Consider the following 18,474-nt stretch of genomic DNA (forward strand, 5'->3'; position numbering starts at 1 on the left):
CGGTTAGCGATTGGAAGGTACTGTCAAATCAAATACCATCTTGTAGTCGTCCATCTTATACCCCCCTCCGATATCCATCACGATAGACCCGCGGTTTTCAAAGCCGAGCTTTTCATAAATGCCGATCGAATCGGAGTTGTTCTTGTTTACCGTGAGGTAAATCTCTTCTGCTTGCCGTTTCTGGGCGAGCCTTTTCACAAACTCAAAGCTCTTTCTGCCGAGCCCTTGGCCTCTGAACCCCTTGGCCACATAAAACTTGCTCAAAAACGCCTTCCCGTCCGGCTCAATTTTCAGTGCAAAATAGCCCGCATCCTGCCCGTCTGCTTCGGTGAGGTAATAATCGCACCCATCAGCAATGCTCCCAGAGATCGCCCGCTCGCTCTGAAACTTATCCAGCATATACTCCACCTGCCCCTCGCCTACAATCGGGATGTAGTGCTCGCGCCAGATATCGAAGGCGAGCTTCGAGGCTCGGCGGATAAGCTCTTCGCCCTGAACTTTGATGAATTCTGCCATCTGCCCTACAGCCCCAGCACGTCTTTCATCTTATACCAGCCCGGTTCCCTGCCTGCTAACCAGCCGGCAGCTCTTATCGCCCCGCGAACGAAATTATCGCGGTTGTGCGCCCTGTGCTGAACGGTAACGGTTTCCCCGAGCGTGGAATACATCACCTCATGGAAGCCGATTATATCGCCCCCGCGTACAGCATGCATACCGATCTCGCCGTCTTTGCGGAGAGAATCGGGGCCCTGCCTTCCGTGCTGGAGGCTCCCGGGCATATCGCGGCCGGTTTCCTCTGCGATCCTCTCAGCGAGAGTTACAGCAGAGCCGCTCGGGGCGTCTTTCTTGAATTTGTGATGATGCTCGATAATCTCGATGTCGTATTTCTCGCCGAGCATCTTGGCAAACTTTCCCACCATCTCAAAAAGGAAGTTCATCCCAACGCTCATATTCGTCCCGTAAATCACAGGTATATCCTTAGAGGCCTCCTCAAGCTTGCTTATCTGCTCGTCTGAGAGACCTGTTGTGCCCATTACAAGCCCAATACCTGCGTTCTTGCAGTATTCGATTGTCTCATCCGCCGCAGGGGCGAGGGTGAAATCGATCATCACATCCGCAATCTCAGGCTTTCTCGAGCTCAGCGGCAGGCCAATCCTTCCGATTCCCGCTGCCTCGCCGGCGTCATTGCCGAGAAGCTCGGAGGAGCTGTGCTCCAGAGCACCAACAATATCAAATTCACCGCTTTCCACCGCCAAAGCGAGAATGCGCCTGCCCATTCTTCCGGCAGCGCCGTTTATTACCAGCTTTGTCATAAAAAACTCCTTCAAATTTCAAGCAAGTTCTATAATATTATACAATATAAGCCGTTTGCTCCGGTTTGACATACCGGGCGAACAGATAACTGAATATATCAGTAAGTACAGTATGTTTCAAGGTTTTTAGAAGTTTCATTTTTGAGGATTTAGTAAAATGAATTCACTTATCAGAAATACATTCATTTTTGCAGCAGGATTGGGGCTCATTATATCCGCCGCTGGATGCCAGAGCGAATCGGGCACAGGAACGCTTGTAGGAGCGGGAATCGGCGCCGCTATCGGGCAGGCAGTGGGCGGAGACACCGAATCAACCGCTATTGGCGCAGGCGTAGGCGGAGCCGTGGGCTACGGCGTGGGCAAGCATCAGGAAAATCAGCGTAAACAGCCCTCAGCATCCGCTCAGCAGCAGAATTACAACTCCGCCGGCGGGGCAGATTCGGTTGAGAAAACTATAAGCTTCCAAAACAGCAACGGCTCGCAGTCTTCTGTTACGCTAAGATACATCAACGGCAAGTGGATAGGTCCGCAGGGCGAAACGTACTCCACACTGCCAACAAAAGCACAGATTAAAGCCGCCTACGGCTCATAAATATGAATCGCTGCAAAGTTTTTTTTATTTTTTTCCAAAAATAAATTGAAATGCGGGTTTGAGTCTGTATTATACTCGTTCCTGTTTATTTCGGCGGGGATTCCCCGCAATATAAAAGGCCCCATCGTCTAGTGGACTAGGACATCAGGTTTTCATCCTGAAAACAGGAGTTCGATTCTCCTTGGGGCTATTTCGCCCTTCTTTGTATGATTATACAGGGAAGGGTTTTTTTTATTGCAAACTCCTTCAATCACAAGGGTTTACATCACTTCCCCCTTCGCCTTCCTGCTCTTCCCTGCAAGGCCTTGCGGCGGATTTGTGCAGACTTTCTTCAGCTGGTCTGAACACTGCAGGAAAAGTTCACTATTGCCATCCTTTGGGATTCGCTGGATATATCGCCGATTCTGAAATTCAATGACCGGTGTATTGAGGTTTGTATTTTAGGGTAAATTTTCTTGACAAATAAACATTTTTTTTATATATTTTATAATCAAAATTTTAATCTGAAGCGCAACTTTTTTCATCGCTCCAGAGCACTTCATTTGGTGTCCGATATTTTAAACATTTCCTTGGTCGATTATTGATTAAGGCGACAACTTTGTCAAGTTCCTTATCACTAACTTTCTTAAAATCAGTTCCCTTAGGGAAGAACTGACGAAGTAGGCCGTTTGTGTTTTCATTAGTTCCACGCTGATAAGAACTGTATGGATCAGCAAAGTAGCAGCATAGGCCGACTGTTTTTTCCATCTCTTTAAACTGGGCAAACTCCTTGCCATTGTCAACTGTCATCGTTTGACGCTTGGACTTTGGTATCTTCCTGAACAACCTTCGGGTGGTTTCATTCATGCTCTGGGCACTCTTATCTTTCATCCTGCCAGAGAGCAGATAGCGGCTTGCACGCTCGACATGTGTCGCAATAAATGAACCGTGTCCTTTACCGCTGACGCTGTCACCCTCCCAATCGCCGAAGCGATTACGCTTGTCAACAACCTCCGGACGCTCACTGATCGAACGTTTGTTCGGTATCCGGCCACGCTTGTCATTACTGCCGTGCTTCTTTCGTCGTTTGCGACGGCCTTGACGCAAAAACTTGTAAAAAACACCGCCGTCAACCTTGTCTCGTTTAACCCAACTATATATGGTCAAAGGGCTTACACGCATTTGGGCATTATCTGGATAGTCGATTTCAAGACGGCCTGCTATCTGTTCAGGCGAGTGATATTGCTCGAGTTTACTGCATACTCGACGACGAAGACGGCCATTCTGTTCAAGCCGATATGGCTGCTTGGATGCGGCCCTGCGTTTGCTGTAATATCGCTGGGCCAGGTGGGGCTTATAATCATGGGTTGAGGACATGTTTCGATTCAACTCACGGCTGATAGTGCCCTTGCTCCTGCCGAGATATATGGCGATTTCCAGTAAATTTTTTCCTTCAGATCGCATTTTTAGAATGCTTTCTCGCTCATTAATGTTAAGATGTCTATAGCCCATTGCGGTTCCTTAAATAGAGTACTTTTTCGTCAAAAAAACATTCTATCGAAAACAACCGTAATGGGTGCTCTTTTTTACTTTTTAAAAGCAATCGCCATCGCTATAATAGATTATCTTGTTGCAGGGGATAGGGCAATGCTGGAGAGCAACCCGAGCACCGCAACAATCTATACTGGATAGAGGCGGCTTAACCGCCGCCCTTATTCTTTATCTATTCAGGCAGCTAAAAGCGATAAACTCCAGCCCGCCACGCGGGCTGATTAAATTAGCGAAGCGTTGCGCTTCAAATTAAAATCTAAGTAATAAACGAAATAACGGCGAAATAAGCGGCTCCTTATCCATTGAAAACGACGGCACTGTTGAGGTAGGCTCGCATATCTACGCTCCGTACTATTCCGGCACTCTCACTGTTGAAGACGGAAGTGTTTCCAGCGATTATATAAAGGTTGACTCTGGAGCGGATATGACAATAAATATTGGACAGGAAGGCTCTATTGAATTTAGGGATGCATCTGTCGCAAACAACATCTCAGATCTTATCAATAATGCCTTTTCCGGCGAGGGCAGCATTAATTTGAATATCTGGAATGATGGTTCGTATGTTGACTATGCCACATTAACCGACGGCAGCGATTATAAGGTAGAGAACGGAACGTTGTTTGTTCCAGAACCTGCCACGATGGCTATGCTTGGTTTAGGCGGCCTTGGGCTCTTGCGCAGCAGACGCAAATCATAAAGAGCTGCATTTTGCCCGAAAAAATGTTGCACAAAGCATCTGCGGCAGAAATTTTTTATTTTCAGAACATTTTATGATATATTTCGCAGATATGTTATGTGCCAGAAGAAATATGAAGAACTCTGCGAGATTATCAGGAAGTCCGGAAAGATGTGCGTGAGCTTTTCGGGGGGAGTTGATTCAAGCTTTCTCGCATACACCTGCCGGAAAGTGCTTGGAAGAAATAATATGCTCTGCGTTTACGTGAGGGGGAAGGCCGCTTCCCGGAAGCAAACGGATAACGCCAGAAAATCAGCAGAGAAATACGATTTCCCGCTCGAGATAATAGATGTTGATGAGCTTGAGGTTGAGCAGGTTCGAAGGGGAGACCCCAGACGCTGCTATTTCTGCAAAAAGAATATCCTCAGCCTTATAGGCAAAAAAGCAGGTGAGCAGGAATTCAATGTTATTGCCTGCGGGAGCAACCTCGACGACCTCTCAGACTACCGTCCCGGAAGGGATGCGGTAAAGGAGATGGGGGTGAGCGAGCCTCTGCTCGAGGCCAAGCTTACAAAAGATGAAATCCGCTCCCTCAGCCGCAGATTCGGCCTTGATACAGCGGATATGCCTTCAGAACCCTGCCTTCTCTCAAGAATCCCGTACAACCGTCCAGCTGATGAGCGGATGCTCAGGCAGGTGGAGCAGGCGGAGAAAGTCCTCGGCGATTTCGGCTTCGATGTATGCCGAGTGCGGCATTACGGGATCACTGCAAAAATCGAGATCCCTCCCCAGAAATTCGAACAGTACAGGAAAAATGAGCCTCAGATCAGAGAGAAAATCCTCGAGACCGGTTTCTCTGAGGCTGTTTTGGACGAAAACGGCTTCCGCTCAGGATCCTTAAACGATTCACTCCGCATCAAAAACAAACAAAGTCATGAAAAAATGAAAAAATCTTAGCCTAAGCCCATCCTCAAAAACTGTTCAGTACTTTAAAGAGCAATTGATTTTGCGTATAATAACCTTGAAGGAAAAGAACGAAACTTGAAACAGTGAAAATACAAAGAATTACATGTAAATCACTAAATATATAAACTAAACCGGCTAAAGTGTAATGGAGATATTTTATGGCTATATGGTTGGTAAGAGCAGGTAAAGGCGGCGCAAGGGAAAGTTGGGCTTTAGAGAAAGATGAAGTAATTATAGGTTGGGATGGAATGCCGGATCTTAGCCAATTCAAAGACAAAGACCAGATGCTTGATAAGCTCAAAGAGGTTTATCCTGATAAAAAAATTCAAGCCCTTTACAATCACCGAAGTCAGTTATGGGCTTTTGCTAAACGTATCGTAAAAGGTGATTTAGTCGTATTGCCTTTGAAAAGTCAGGATGCTATCGCCGTAGGTGAAGTAACCGGTGATTATAATTACCGGCCTGATAATCCAAGTTTCACCAAACATGCACGAGGGGTTAAATGGATAAAGCAGGACATACCGAGAAGTAGATTTGATCAGGATTTGCTATATTCCCTCGGAGCATTTATGACGGTATGTCAAATAAAACGCAATAATGCGGAAGAGCGTATAAAAGCTATAGTTAAAGGAGGTAAATTGCCGCCTGCCACAGGGTTCGAAGACGATGAAGATGTAAGCAATGAGGACGGCATAAAAAACGTAAATATCGAGGATTACGCTTCGACTCAGATACGTTCATATATTGCACAAAAATTTACGGGACACCAATTAGCAGACTTGATTAACGCTATATTAGAGGCGCAGGGATATGTTACCGAAGTTTCTCCGCCGGGACCGGATGGAGGCGTTGACATAATTGCAGGACGCGGGCCGATGGGTTTTGATCCTCCATGGCTTGCTTGCCAAGTGAAAAGTGGCAACAATCAGCAGGATGTAAAAGTTATGAGAGAACTTAAGGGAGTAATGCAGGAATTCAAAGCAGAACAGGGATTATTTGTTTCCTGGGGTGGATTTACTCGTGAAGCAATAAAGGAAGCGAGAAAAAACTTTTTTGAGTTGAGGCTTTGGGATGCCGGAGAGGTTGTTGAAAACCTCTTGGGTTATTATGAAAAATTTGCGGACGAAATAAAGGCGGATTTACCTCTAAAAAGAGTTTGGTTGCTGGTTCAAGAAGATGATGAAATATGACACCGTTAGGCGGTGAAAGATGTGCCGTACAAAACCAGCTGATTGACCAAACGCAGGCTGACCTTTGACGCCTCCTTGTTGAGCAAAGATGTAAATAAACTCCCTCGTATTATTTTCGATAATTGCTTCGTCTGAAGTTTCCGAACCCCTGCAAGATGTTCAAAACCAAGCTGAAAGATTATTTCTGTAAAATTAATTTTTGTATGAATAGACGTTATAGTTTTCGGCCTCATAGCGACATTTATATTCATGTATTTTCTTAATTCTATCCAATCTTCGCATATTTCGATTTCGCCGCCGATGATTAGTATTGCCCGGACACTGAATCCCCGCAGGCTTCCTGCTTGCAGCTTCCGGATTTGCCTGCATCACCCTTTAGCTTTTCGTATATGGAAGTTAGGCGGGGGCGGAGGATGCTGTTCCAAATTTCATACCCCTTTTTGTTCAGGTGCAGGCGGTCTTTGAGGAAAAGCTTATCATTCGGCCTTCCCTGCTCGGTTAAGAGAGCCGAGGCGGTGTCGGCGTAATACAGATTCTCGTGTTTCTGATTGAACCTTCGTATAATCTGATTTGTTTCGCTCATTTGATCCCAATACTTCCAGCGGCTTGATGCCGGCTTAATCGGCAGATATACAAACGGGGTGCTTGGATATTCATCTCTGATTTTGCTCAAGAGCTGCTGGTAATCTTTGAAAATCTGCTCTGGAGGTTTGCCGGAGGCGGCATCGTTATCGCCTGCATAGAATACTATCACTGCCGGGCTGTACCCGCTGATAACATCATCGCAGTAGTGGATTATATCGGAGATATGCGAGCCCCCGAAACCTCGGTTGATTACATCAAGCCCGGGAAACGCCTCAGCCGTTTTCCACATCCTTATGCTCGAGCTGCCGACGAAGAGAACAGCTTCATCGGGCGAGCTGTTTTTGCTGTCCCACTGCCTGAAAGACTCTATCGAGCCCTTAAACCTTGCAGGACCGGGGTCTTTAACGTCCTTCGCTGATAAAGGCGAGACAAGCGAAAAGCCAAGCAGGAGTGCTGCTGAGATACAGATAAATTTTTGCAGTTTAGCCACTAAAATTCTTCCTTAAAAAAGTTTTTATTCGTCTTTTGGCACAATATCAAACACAGCGAGCTCCGGGCGTGCGAGAAAACGCGCCTTAATCACTCCGCCCCCATCGAGCCCCACGCCTCTGGAAACGTACATCTGCATGCCGGGTTTTTCGAACATTCCTTCCTCGTATTTCTTGCCGTATCTTGAGAACGTGATTATCGCCCCGTAGAACGGCAGTGCGATCTGTCCGCCGTGGGTGTGGCCTGCCAGATACAGCTCGGCAGAGCCCTGCGGAACAGCCTCGAACAAATCAGGGCTGTGGTACAGAAAGAGCCGGAAGCTTTCTTCATCGAGCTTTGTGAGCCCTTCGATATTCGGATTCTGGAAATCTGCTCCGTAAATCTGGAGCGTTTCGCCGTTTTTTTCGATAGTTCTTGATTCGTTGAAAAGCGGGTCTATGCCGGCCTGCTCGAAGAGTTTTCTCGTATCGAAAGACCAGTTCCCCTCGCATCCGTATATCCCGAGCGGAGGGTCTATATTGCTGAAAAGCTCCCTGAAACGCTGCTTAGCTACATACTCGCCAATATTGCAGGCGTCGCCTGTAAACACAACAGCATCCGGCGAGAGCCTTCGCACCTCTCTAACGAGCCTCTGTTCGAGAACTGCCCGCTTGTCGCAGTGGGTATCGGTGATCTGTACGATACGGAAGGATGTATTCTCAAGCTTGTCGGTTTCGATTCTGTGGCGTGAGATTTCAAGCCAGCGGGGCTCTATGAAACACGCATACACATACGTAATCACAATCGCAGCAGCTGCTGCATGCAGGAGAATTCGAAGCGTTTTGAAGCGAAAGAGCTTTGCGAGAAATGCAGGGCGTTTTGTGAATTTAAAGTAAATCTGGACAGCCTCAAGGCTTAAAACAAACGCTGCTGCTGTAAATACCGCAAGCGTAACCGCTCGAATCATAAAAAAGCAGAACTCAGTATAGCTCATTTGAGAAACCTAAACATCAAATCTTCTCGGATTTCAGCTCTCTGCTCATAAGACTCGCAATCACCTCATCGACGCTCATCTCGCCCTTTATAACGCTTTGAACGCCGGCAGCTATCGGCATCTCCACCCCGAGCCTGCCTGCAAGGGCAACCACAGAATCGCACGTTGAAACGCCTTCCACAACGCTGTTTGTTTCTGCAAGGGCATCGCTTACGGCCATACCTCGGCCGAGCTTTTCGCCGAAGCTGCGGTTGCGTCCTTTCGGCGAGATGCACGTTGTTACCAGATCGCCAAGGCCTGTCAGGCCTGCGAATGTGTCGGGGTCTGCTCCCATTGCCTTGCCGAGGCGGGATATCTCTGCGAGCCCGCGTGCAAGCAGGGCGGCCTTTGCGTTGTCGCCTGCTCCGATTCCGTCTATTATGCCTGCGGCTATTGCGATTACGTTTTTCGATGCCCCCGCAACCTGAACGCCGATTACATCCGGAGTTGAATACACTCGGAACCAAGGGGTGGTGAAGGTTTGCTGGACTCTGCGAGCGATGTTTTCATCCTCGCATGCTGCGCTTGCACTTGCTGGAAGCCTCTGCATAAGCTCGTCTGCTATATTTGGGCCGGAAAGCGTTGCGAGGGGGTTCTCGCCGCCGGTTTCCGTTTCGATTATCTGAGTGGGAAGGAGCAGACGATCGTTTTCTATGCCCTTGGTAACTGAGACTATCGCAGCATCGGCGGGGAGGAAGGGCTTTAGACGCTTCCACACGCTCCCGCAAAACTGACACGGGACTGCCGAAATAATCAGCTCAGCACCGCGCATGCAGGAGGCATCATCTGAATCAAATTTCAAAGCGGGGTCGAGCTGGAAGCCCGGGAGAAACAGGAAATTTTCGCCTGCTTTTTCTATCTCTGCAAGCTGAGATGCATTATGCCCCCACATAGTTACACTGAAGCCTTTGGAGCAAAGATTCGAAGAGCAGGCTGTGGCCATTGCTCCATCGCCGATTATAGTAATATTCTTGTACAATTTGCTTTTCCTCAATAGATTCAAAATGAAAAACAATATTATAAACAAATTTCAATGCTTGCAAAACCATTCAGGGCTATCTCCGAGAGTTTGAAAAGTTTTTTGATCCGCAGAATGAGCAGCAGCGGTTCACCCCTTAGCATTTTAATAATCCCTTCAACGGGATAGACAGGTTGTTTTTTAGACGGGATTAACGGGATTTACAGGATTTTTCAGCGGGTAATTTGTTTGAACCACGTGGGATTGGTTTAAACCGCGAAGTGCTCGGAGGAACACGAAGATTTTTTAATTGGTTTAAACCACGAGCAGCACTGAGATATTTCAGCCACTGAGAAACGCTAAGAAGCACTAAGGGGATATTTCTAGACAGAATTTTTAAAGTTCAAGGCAATGATAAGGGGAAAGTTTTTCTTCTGTAGCTGCCGCTGACTCTCCGCCTGCGACCGACAGGCTCAATGTTTAACATCTCCCGTACTACAGCGGAGTCCGCCGTGGCGGACCCGCTAGGCATTCTTTTAGAAAAGATTTTTCGCTTACCGCCGGCTCTTCACGTTTCGCTATCCTAGCGGGGAGCTTGCGCTCCTCCGCTGTATGACGCTGCATTATTAAGCAGCGAACCGCAGGCTCAGTCCGTAAATGCTGCGGCCAGTCTATAGTAGATACTGGCTGTCCGCTTATTTCTCCGATACCTCTCCGCCTGCGGCGGACAGGCTCAATGTTTAATATTCCTTTTACATCGGTGGTTAAATTATTCTTAATTGAGGCTGTTTTGCTCATCAACGGCCAGAGAGCTGCCCCGCAATTTGATATTCTGCACTAATGCGGGAGCTGAAGTTTTTACACAGAGGTATCGAAGGAAACGGAGAGGATATTTTTTAGACAGGATTAACAGGATTGACAGGATAGATATTTGATAAGGGAAAGGCGGAGAAAGATTTTTGGGCGGGTAATTTTTTTAATCCTCGTGGGATTGGTTTAAACCGCGAAGGGCTCGAAGGGCACGAAGATTTCTGTTAGTTATTTAATAGAAGGGCTTTACATTCATAAAATTATCTGTGTCATCTGTGTCATCTGTGGATTAAAAAATTAATTCAGACCATATCCCCTTCGTGTGTTTCGCGGGCCTCGTGGTAAAAAAACATAATATCTGTGGATAATAAATTTCGCTGCGGATTAAATATTTTTAATCGGTTTATTCGAGCCATACATGGAGGACGCAGCAGTCGGTTATTGCTTTACACAAACGGGTAATTTGATACCATTACGCTTAAAATTATCAGCTTGAATTGGTACAGGTTAATTATGGCAAAAGAACTATCGAAAGTTTATAACCCCCGAGAAGTAGAGCAGCTTGCAGAAAAGCTTTGGCTTGATGCCGGCAGCTACCATACAGAACCGCCTTCAAAGGGCGGAAAAGACAGCAAACCATACACAATCGTAATCCCGCCGCCTAACGTAACGGGAATGCTGCACATGGGGCATGCCCTTAACAACACGCTGCAGGATGTGATTATCCGATTCAAACGTATGCAGGGCTTCAACACCCTCTGGATGCCCGGTACAGACCATGCCGGCATCGCCACGCAGAGCGTAGTAGAGAAAAAGCTGCACTCTGAGCATGGCAAAACCCGCCACGATGTGGGGCGTGAAGGCCTTGTGGAGATGATATGGGAGTGGAAACAGCAGTATGGCGACAGAATCCTCGAGCAGCTCAAGGGCATCGGGGCCAGCTGCGACTGGCAGAGAACACGCTTCACCCTCGATGATATGTGCGCAAGGGCAGTTCGCAGAACATTCTACAAGCTCTTCAGCGACAAGCTTATTTACAAAGGCAAGCGTCTTGTAAACTGGGACCCGCACCTTCAAACAGCAGTGGCTGATGATGAGGTTGTGCATAAAACAGTGCAGGGAAATTTCTACTATATGAAATATCCGCTCTCGGACGGCAGCCGAGAAGTAATGATCGCTACTACTCGTCCTGAAACAATGCTAGGCGATACGGCTGTTGCTGTAAACCCCAAGGATGAACGCGCCGAGGAGCTGATTGGGAAGATGATAGACCTCCCGCTCACAGGGAGAAAAATCCCGATAATAGCAGATGATTACGTAAAGCGCGGCGAGGGAACCGGCTTTCTGAAGGTTACCCCTGCCCACGACCCGAACGATTATGAAATCGGCCTGCGCCACGATCTCGAGAGAATCAACATCCTCACACCCGAGGGATACATCAACGAAAACGGAGGCGACTTCGAAGGGCTCGATAGATTCGAGGCACGAAAAAGGATAGTTGAAAGGCTTCAGGACGAGGGATTATTAGAGAAAATTGAGCCGAGGGAGCAGGAAGTTGGCCACAGCGACCGCAGCGGCGTTATAATAGAGCCGTATCTCTCCGATCAGTGGTTCGTAAGCGTTGCCCCGCTTGCAGCCCCTGCGATTGAAGTACTCAGAGAAAGGCGTTTGAAGTTCCATCCGAAGCGCTATGAAAGCGCATACGCCGACTGGCTTGAGGGCATTAGAGACTGGTGCATTAGCAGGCAGCTTTGGTGGGGGCACAGAATCCCGATTTGGAGCGTGGAGCTGGAGGTTGAAAACCCGATTGAGAACCCGGATGCAGACCCGATATCCGATGAAATCAAATCTGCCCTGAGCAGCAAAACCGGTGTAAGCTGGCTGGAATTCACAGAAGACCTCGGCGAGTTTGCCGTGCAGATATTCCCCGATGAAGAAGACCCTGCAAAGGTGCGCATTGATATATGCATAGCAGAGAAAGACCGCACAGCAGAAGACCTGCTCGAGAAGCACGGTTTCCGGAGAGACCCGGACGTATTGGATACGTGGTTCAGCTCTGCGCTTTGGCCTTTCAGCACTCTCGGCTGGCCTGAACAGACCGAAGAGCTCAAATTCTACTACCCCACTGATCTTCTGATTACCTCACGCGATATCATTACGCTCTGGGTTTCGAGAATGGTAATGATGGGGCTCTACAATATGGGCGAGGTTCCGTTCAGCGATGTTTTCATACACGGGAAAATCCTCGACGGCAACGGCGAAACGATGAGCAAAAGCAAGGGCAACGGCATAGACCCGCTTGCAATTATAGAGCATTACGGCGCAGATGCGATGCGTTTCAGCCTCGCTAATATGACCACAGAGAATCAGGATATGCGTATGCCCGTCAAGCAGGACGAGCAGGGCAGGAATATCAGCAGCAAGTTTGATATAGGCAGGAATTTCTGCAACAAGCTCTGGAATGCCTCCCGTTTTGCAATGATGAACCTCGAGAATATCAGCGCAGATGAGTTTGATGCCGATAAGATGGATATGACAGACCGCTGGATACTCTCCCGCCTTGAAGATACAGTTTGCTATGTAACCGATATGCTGGGTGAGTATAAGTTCAGCGAGCCGGCAGGCGCGATTTATCGCTTCTTCTGGAACGACCTCTGCGACTGGTATCTGGAATGGGGCAAGCCGCGGATGAAGGATGACAGCGAAAGGCCGATATTCCAGAACGTGCTTGCGTTTTTACTCGATAATACGCTCCGCCTTATGCACCCGTTTATGCCTTTCATAACCGAGGGCATATTCCAGACCCTCGCTGAATACGCCCCTTCAAGGCCGCTGAAAGGGCTCGTGAAAAGGAGCGGGGAAGAGCTGCTTATAGAAGCCGCTTGGCCGGGCAGCGAGCTGGAGCAGTTCCGCAATCCCGATATAGAGCAGCAGATAAATGAAGTGCAAACGATTGTTAAGAGCATTCGTGAGGTGAGAAGCCAGTACAATATCGCCCCGAAGCAGAAAATCAAGGCAGGCATCTCCGCACCCGAGAGCTATCAGCCGCTATACGAAAAATGCAAAGAGCTTATCGTAAATCTCGCAGGGCTCGAGAGCCTTGAGATAGCCGAAAACATAGAGCGGCAGGGAACTACCGCCACAAACGTTATCGGCGAGATTGAAGTTTTCGTGCACGGCGTGATAGACCCTGATGCTGAGAAAAAACGCCTTGAAAAGCAGAAGCAGGATCTTGTTAAAGCTGCAAAGGGCGTGGAAGGAAGGCTTTCAAACGAGAGCTACGTTAAGAATGCCCCGCCTGCAATCGTTCAGGACTCCAGAAATAAGCTCGCAGAGCTGAAAGAACAGATTGAGGCTGTTGATAAGCTTCTCGAAGAGCTCTGATCTTTGCCGGCCGGCAGCAAAAAAAAAGCGGGTTCCGCCTAAGGCGGTCCCGCCGGATTTGCAAAACGCTTAAATCTCACCTCGAACTCATTTTATGCAGCAGCTCAGAGCAGAAATCGAAGGTATCTCGACTAATTAACTAGTCGCCCCTGAAAAAGTTTAAAATTTTCCTTAAATTCTTTCCTGATAATGGTTTATATGATTGAAAAGCTTTCGAGATATGGTATAATATTGCAAGTGTTTATCTTACATCTATCAAAACATTGCAATATTGGGACAAAATAATGAAGGCAAAAAACAATAAAGCAGGCTTACTCTTTCAGCAGCCATTAAAACCTCTTGTAAATCCTGATCACTCTTTAGTCCAACTCTCAGAGGTTGTCAACTGGTCTCGCTTTGAAGAGAAGTTTGGCAGTTTATACAGTCCTGATTCAGGCAGGCCGGCCAAGCCGATTCGCCTGATGGTCGGCCTTCAGTATCTCAAGTACACTTTCAATCTCAGCGATGAAGCAATCGTTGCCGGCTGGGTTGAGAATCCTTACTGGCAGTATTTCTGCGGCGAAAGATACTTCCAGCACGAGCCTCCTATTGATCCAACCAGTATGACTAAGTGGCGTAATAAGGTAAAATCTGATGGTCTTGAAGAGCTGCTCGAAGAAACTATCAAAGCCGGCTTGAAGCTTAAGGTTATCAAAAAGAACGATTTCAACAAGCTCGTTGCAGATACAACCGTTCAGCAGAAGAACATCACTTATCCGACCGACGCAAAACTCTGCCACAAACTGCGCATTAAGCTTGTAGATCTTGCAAAAGCATCAAAACTCCAACTTCGCCAAAGCTACGAAAGGGTTGGAAAAAGGGCGTATGTAATGCAGGGCAGGTATCGACGTGCAAGACAGTTCAAAAGAGCTAAAAAAGAAGTGAAGAAATTAAGGAACTACCTGCGGCGAATTACGAAAGAGGTCGAGCGGAATATAGCAGGCAATGAGCAGTTAAGAATAATTTTTGATACATTGCTTCAAGCCGCTAAGAAGCTTTTAGCCCAGACAAAGAAAAGCAAAAATAAGCTCTACAGTATTCACGAACCTCACGTCTGCTGCATTGGGAAAGGCAAAAGCCACAAGAAATATGAGTTTGGAAATAAGGTTGGAATTGTAACTACTGCCAAGAATAATTTTATCGTAGGAGCGTTGGGCTTTGAAGGAAACCCTTATGATGGCCATACTCTTCGGGCTAATCTGAAGCAGACAATGAATTTAATCGGGAGAGAAAAGCTTGGAGATGTTTATGTTGATGGAGGATACAAGAAACATGGCTGCGAAGATATTGGAAATGTTGAAATTGTAGAAAAGGGCTGGCGAAAAAAGAAACGAAGTATCAAGAGGTGGATTAAGAGAAGATCGAGCATAGAACCAACGATAGGCCACCTCAAAGAAGACAACAGGTTGGGAAGAAACTTCTTGAAAGGTGTAGAAGGGGACAAAATGAACGCCCTCGGCAGCGCTTTTGGGTACAATATGCGTAAACTTCTAGAGAAGTTTACTTTTGCCTATATTTTTATGCTTAAAATTATTGAATTTTACAGAAATTTGGCAATGAAAAGCAAATTAAAGACTCGATTAGCCTGATATATTTTTTTAGTTTCCCCAAAATCATTGATTTTTCAGGAACGACTATTTATTAACCGCTAATTTTAACTAATTTCCGCTAAGATGGTTTCTTCGTGGTGAATAATTCATTTTAAAACCCCGGAGGGCGCTAAGGGCACGAAGGGTTTTTGTAAATTATTTTATAACAAGGGCTTAGATTTTTAAAAATCTGCGTCATCCGTGCCATCTGTGGATAATAAATTTCGCTGCGGGCTCGAAAGATCAACTATCCGCTTGTTGTCCGCCTTCGGCGGACTGGCTCAGTTGATAGATAATAAATTCAGCAAAGCATTGCAGAGTGATGATTTGCATTTTGCCCAAAAAACTTGTCGCACACGGTTCTAATCTGCATAAAAGGCGCAGCTCCGAGCCTGCGGAGAATTATAAAAAGCGACTCCCATTTCTAATCCTACGGATTTTTGCGGGGCTTGCCCGAGGAATCCATTCTGCCGGCCATCTGAGAATCCCAAGAGTTATACAGCTCTCTGAGCTCCTTTGCTATTACAGGATATTTATCAATTAAATTTTTTGTTTCGCCTATGTCTTCTTCGAGATTGAAAAGCTGCGGGCTGTTTGGGTATTTGTAGGGCTTCTCCGCCTCAACAGCATCCCCGTTTTCTTTTATGCGAAAGTCCTTATGCTCCCAGCCAACGTTGTTAGTGAGCTTCCATTTGCCCTTCCTGATAACCCACGAATTGCGGCTCTGCGCCCAGGCGAGCCATTCGTGCTGCTTTTTGCGTTTGCCATTGAGCACAGGCAGAAGGTTTTTGCCATCGAGATTATCAGGCGTTTTTAGTCCGGCGAGACTGGTTATTGTTGGGAAGATGTCCATCGTGGAAACAATCGCCTCTTCGTTCACTTTGCCCTCAGGGAGCCTTCCGGGCATACTAACTATCATCGGGACCCTAAGCCCGCCTTCAGCAAACATATACTTAAACCCGCTGAGCGGGGCGTTGTTTGCGTATGTATTGATTGTCCCTCCGTTGTCTGAAACGAAAACCACAAGCGTATTCTCCCGCTGGCCTGTCTTCTCAAGCGTATCGAGTATTCTGGAAACGCTCTCATCCAGAGCGAGAAGATTAGCAAGGTAGCATCTTCTGCCTTCCGGGTCCACCTTGCCCATATGCCCCCATCTTTTATGGAACTTCTGATGACGCTCTTCGTTCGGCTCCCAGTATGGGTAATCCCAGTTTTCTGCATTTCTGTCCCAGGGGAGGTATCTCGCTCCAACTCTCTTCGCCCATTTCTCATCGACAACATAAGTGGGCTGGTGAACAGCATTGTGAGCTACGTGCAGATAGAAGGGTTTATCACCTTTCCTGCGCTCAATAAATTCGCATGCTCGGTCGGTGAAGATTTCGGTGGTAAAGCCGTCTTCGTAAGAAACCTTCTCGGCCTCTTCCTGCTTTTTCCCCTTCCCCTCTGCCCAGAGCAGCGGGCCTACAACCTGACAGCCAAAATTGCCTTTGAACCCCTCTCTTGCCTTGTATGCCTCCACATCCTTCTGACTGAGCCGGATATAGTCCCATGTGTGGAACATAAAGCCGAGAAACTCATCGAAACCGTGGAGCGTGGGGAATTCCTTATCGCCGCCGTTGTGGTGCGTTTTGCCGTATTTGGCGGTAACGTAGTCTGATTTGCTGAGGTGTTCGGGGATGGTGAGCTCCCTTGAGGGAAGGCCGCCGTCGCCGTACCAGTAGTTCCCCCAGCGCTGCTGATAGCGGCCTGTGATAAGCCCTGTACGGCTAGGGCTGCATATTGGAGATGTACCGTAAGCGTTTTTGAAATATGTGCCGGTTTTGGCGAGTCTGTCGAAGCCCGGGGTGCCGTATTTCTTTACGTCATCCGGAGCATCCGGCAGGAAAGACATATCAGCATAGCCCAAATCGTCTGCAATTATAACCACAACATTCGGCTTTTTCTGCTCTGATGGGGCGATCAAAGAGCCTGTGCAGGAGCTCAAAGCTCCCATTCCGCTGATGGTAATGCCTGCTGCGCCGGCGTATTTAAGAAAATCTCGTCTGCTTTTCATTTGTAATCCTTAATCAAGTATTTGATGTTCTATAAGTGTATGTCAGCCGGGTTAATTTTTTTCATTTAATTTTATCGAACGAAAGCCAATTTATGCTTTAAAGGCGGGAATAGATGCCTGCCTTGTGTCAAGCAGGGTTATCTTTTGGGGCGGTTAGATAGTTTAGAACCACGAAATTTAAACCAATCCCCCCAACCAAAAAATTGTGTTTTGTTTTATCACTAAGGGGCCGAAACACACGAAGGGGATATGGTTTTGATTGTTTTTTTATCCACAGATGACACAGATGGCACAGATTTTATTTGAATGTAAGCGATTGATGTAAAACAATTTATAACATAAATTTTCGAGCCCTTTGAGCACTTCGTGATTTTAACAAATTACCCGCCCAAAAAATCCTGCCAATCCTATCGAAGGTATTATTGAAATGCAGGGGCGAACCAGAGCGAACGCCCCATTTTTAGCCGCAAAAGATTATTCGTACTTATGCCCTGCGTTTGCGGAGGATAAATCCGCCGAGGCCCAGAAGCGCCATCGTCGCAGGCTCGGGGGTGATCGTTACTGAAGTAATATCAAATGCCGTATCACCGCCGCTGGATATCATATTTAAGACAGGCTGTTCTGAAACACTGTATTCTCCGAGATAATCGGAAAAGTATTCCTGAGGAGTAACATAAGATGTATCGGAATAGTCAAATGTCAGACCAGCAAGTAAAAACGGATAAGCGTTAAGCTTAGAAATAGTGCTTCCATTCAAGGTTTCAGAATTTATATCGGAATAGTCTGAGCTGAGTGTGATATAAATACCGTCAGATTCAATATTTATTTTTTCCCATGGATCTCCATTTTCTGAATCAGGTCTAACGTATTCACCTGACACCCCTGAACCGTACAACTCTGTAAACACAGGCTTTTGTTCTAACGTTTCAGAATACCAGCTATTTCGGTCTGAAATAAAACTGTCAATATTATGTTCCGTCCGAGAACCGTTGACAACGAAAGAAAAATCATACTCTTGGCCTTCCTGATATCCTAAAACGGTGTCTTGAGCTTCCCCGGTTATGGTAATAACCGGATCATACGCAGCAAACCCTGCGGAAGCGAAGACCAAACACACAGCCAGACACGATAATAATTTCTTCATGATAAACACCTTTCACAATTCTCTAAAAAAACAATTAAACATACTTCTTTTGAGTTAACAAAACTGAATTGAAAAATCAAATTAATTTTAAGTATTTTTCCTGATTTTCTAAATTTTTCATGCGGCTTAAAGTGATTGGAGGTA

Annotated in this window: 14 protein-coding genes and 1 tRNA gene; 7 read left to right on the forward strand and 8 right to left on the reverse strand. The window is 46.8% G+C overall.

The genetic code is table 11. The features are described from left to right. Positions 1-3: 3 nt before the first annotated feature. Both L21SP3_RS09475 and dapB read right to left on the reverse strand, forming a co-directional pair. Positions 4-516: a GNAT family N-acetyltransferase gene (locus L21SP3_RS09475; RefSeq protein WP_077540934.1), complete on the reverse strand. Its 513-nt coding sequence runs from the start codon at positions 514-516 to the stop codon at positions 4-6. 5 nt (positions 517-521) lie between these two features. Further along, a complete protein-coding gene (gene dapB, locus L21SP3_RS09480) occupies positions 522-1,313 on the reverse strand; it encodes a 4-hydroxy-tetrahydrodipicolinate reductase (RefSeq protein ID WP_077540935.1) in 792 nt (263 codons plus the stop codon). Between the two features lie 157 nt (positions 1,314-1,470). Here dapB and L21SP3_RS09485 point away from each other — a divergent pair, with 157 nt between their 5' ends. Next, the gene (locus L21SP3_RS09485; RefSeq protein ID WP_077540936.1) at positions 1,471-1,905 is read left to right on the forward strand and encodes a glycine zipper domain-containing protein; all 435 of its coding nucleotides are present in this window, start codon (positions 1,471-1,473) and stop codon (positions 1,903-1,905) included. 117 nt (positions 1,906-2,022) lie between these two features. Further along, positions 2,023-2,095: transfer RNA gene (locus L21SP3_RS09490), tRNA-Glu, on the forward strand. A 308-nt stretch (positions 2,096-2,403) separates the two neighbouring features. Here L21SP3_RS09490 and L21SP3_RS09495 read toward each other — a convergent pair. Further along, on the reverse strand, positions 2,404-3,396 hold the full coding sequence (locus L21SP3_RS09495) for an IS30 family transposase (RefSeq protein ID WP_077539138.1): 993 nt from the start codon (positions 3,394-3,396) through the stop codon (positions 2,404-2,406). Positions 3,397-3,859: 463 nt separating this feature from the next. On the opposite strand from L21SP3_RS09495, the gene L21SP3_RS09500 reads away from it, so the two are divergent. The 3 genes from L21SP3_RS09500 to L21SP3_RS09510 all read left to right on the forward strand — a co-directional run bounded on the left by L21SP3_RS09500 (position 3,860) and on the right by L21SP3_RS09510 (position 6,267). Continuing rightward, a complete protein-coding gene (locus L21SP3_RS09500; RefSeq protein WP_077540937.1) occupies positions 3,860-4,132 on the forward strand; it encodes a PEP-CTERM sorting domain-containing protein in 273 nt (90 codons plus the stop codon). Positions 4,133-4,228: 96 nt separating this feature from the next. Beyond that, positions 4,229-5,068, forward strand: a complete 840-nt coding sequence (larE, locus tag L21SP3_RS09505) for an ATP-dependent sacrificial sulfur transferase LarE (RefSeq protein WP_077540938.1) — start codon at positions 4,229-4,231, stop codon at positions 5,066-5,068. Positions 5,069-5,235: 167 nt separating this feature from the next. Next, positions 5,236-6,267, forward strand: a complete 1,032-nt coding sequence (locus L21SP3_RS09510) for a restriction endonuclease (protein ID WP_077540940.1) — start codon at positions 5,236-5,238, stop codon at positions 6,265-6,267. Positions 6,268-6,571: 304 nt separating this feature from the next. Here the strand turns inward: L21SP3_RS09510 and L21SP3_RS09520 are convergent, their stop codons facing one another. From L21SP3_RS09520 to L21SP3_RS09530, 3 genes are read right to left on the reverse strand one after another with little or no spacing between them, the layout of a single operon-like run. Further along, positions 6,572-7,342, reverse strand: coding sequence for a GDSL-type esterase/lipase family protein (locus L21SP3_RS09520; RefSeq protein ID WP_077540944.1), 771 nt, complete (start codon positions 7,340-7,342; stop codon positions 6,572-6,574). A 24-nt stretch (positions 7,343-7,366) separates the two neighbouring features. Beyond that, on the reverse strand, positions 7,367-8,314 hold the full coding sequence (locus tag L21SP3_RS09525; protein ID WP_077540945.1) for a metallophosphoesterase: 948 nt from the start codon (positions 8,312-8,314) through the stop codon (positions 7,367-7,369). 16 nt (positions 8,315-8,330) lie between these two features. Further along, complete coding sequence (locus tag L21SP3_RS09530) at positions 8,331-9,332, reverse strand: NAD(P)H-dependent glycerol-3-phosphate dehydrogenase (RefSeq protein ID WP_077540947.1); 1,002 nt, start codon at positions 9,330-9,332, stop codon at positions 8,331-8,333. Between the two features lie 1,302 nt (positions 9,333-10,634). On the opposite strand from L21SP3_RS09530, the gene L21SP3_RS09535 reads away from it, so the two are divergent. Both L21SP3_RS09535 and L21SP3_RS09540 read left to right on the forward strand, forming a co-directional pair. Beyond that, the gene (locus L21SP3_RS09535) at positions 10,635-13,505 is read left to right on the forward strand and encodes a valine--tRNA ligase (protein WP_077540949.1); all 2,871 of its coding nucleotides are present in this window, start codon (positions 10,635-10,637) and stop codon (positions 13,503-13,505) included. A gap of 284 nt (positions 13,506-13,789) precedes the next feature. After that, a complete protein-coding gene (locus L21SP3_RS09540) occupies positions 13,790-15,133 on the forward strand; it encodes an IS5 family transposase (protein ID WP_227806760.1) in 1,344 nt (447 codons plus the stop codon). Between the two features lie 430 nt (positions 15,134-15,563). Here the strand turns inward: L21SP3_RS09540 and L21SP3_RS09545 are convergent, their stop codons facing one another. Beyond that, positions 15,564-17,186: a sulfatase-like hydrolase/transferase gene (locus L21SP3_RS09545; protein ID WP_077540951.1), complete on the reverse strand. Its 1,623-nt coding sequence runs from the start codon at positions 17,184-17,186 to the stop codon at positions 15,564-15,566. 484 nt (positions 17,187-17,670) lie between these two features. Beyond that, positions 17,671-18,330 carry a PEP-CTERM sorting domain-containing protein gene (locus tag L21SP3_RS09550; RefSeq protein WP_077540953.1) on the reverse strand — a complete coding sequence of 220 codons (660 nt, stop codon included), beginning with the start codon at positions 18,328-18,330 and terminating at the stop codon, positions 17,671-17,673. Positions 18,331-18,474: the final 144 nt, after the last annotated feature.

Source organism: Sedimentisphaera cyanobacteriorum (assembly GCF_001997385.1).
In the GTDB taxonomy this organism is placed as follows: Bacteria; Planctomycetota; Phycisphaerae; order Sedimentisphaerales; family Sedimentisphaeraceae; genus Sedimentisphaera; species Sedimentisphaera cyanobacteriorum.

Coding starts and splice junctions, on each gene's coding strand:
- L21SP3_RS09475 (WP_077540934.1), bottom strand. CDS start 516: ATGGCAGAATTCATCAAAGTTCAGGGCGAAGAGCTTATCCGCCGAGCC.
- dapB (WP_077540935.1), bottom strand. CDS start 1,313: ATGACAAAGCTGGTAATAAACGGCGCTGCCGGAAGAATGGGCAGGCGC.
- L21SP3_RS09485 (WP_077540936.1), top strand. CDS start 1,471: ATGAATTCACTTATCAGAAATACATTCATTTTTGCAGCAGGATTGGGG.
- L21SP3_RS09495 (WP_077539138.1), bottom strand. CDS start 3,396: ATGGGCTATAGACATCTTAACATTAATGAGCGAGAAAGCATTCTAAAA.
- L21SP3_RS09500 (WP_077540937.1), top strand. CDS start 3,860: ATGACAATAAATATTGGACAGGAAGGCTCTATTGAATTTAGGGATGCA.
- larE (WP_077540938.1), top strand. CDS start 4,229: ATGTGCCAGAAGAAATATGAAGAACTCTGCGAGATTATCAGGAAGTCC.
- L21SP3_RS09510 (WP_077540940.1), top strand. CDS start 5,236: ATGGCTATATGGTTGGTAAGAGCAGGTAAAGGCGGCGCAAGGGAAAGT.
- L21SP3_RS09525 (WP_077540945.1), bottom strand. CDS start 8,314: ATGAGCTATACTGAGTTCTGCTTTTTTATGATTCGAGCGGTTACGCTT.
- L21SP3_RS09535 (WP_077540949.1), top strand. CDS start 10,635: ATGGCAAAAGAACTATCGAAAGTTTATAACCCCCGAGAAGTAGAGCAG.
- L21SP3_RS09540 (WP_227806760.1), top strand. CDS start 13,790: ATGAAGGCAAAAAACAATAAAGCAGGCTTACTCTTTCAGCAGCCATTA.
- L21SP3_RS09545 (WP_077540951.1), bottom strand. CDS start 17,186: ATGAAAAGCAGACGAGATTTTCTTAAATACGCCGGCGCAGCAGGCATT.
- L21SP3_RS09550 (WP_077540953.1), bottom strand. CDS start 18,330: ATGAAGAAATTATTATCGTGTCTGGCTGTGTGTTTGGTCTTCGCTTCC.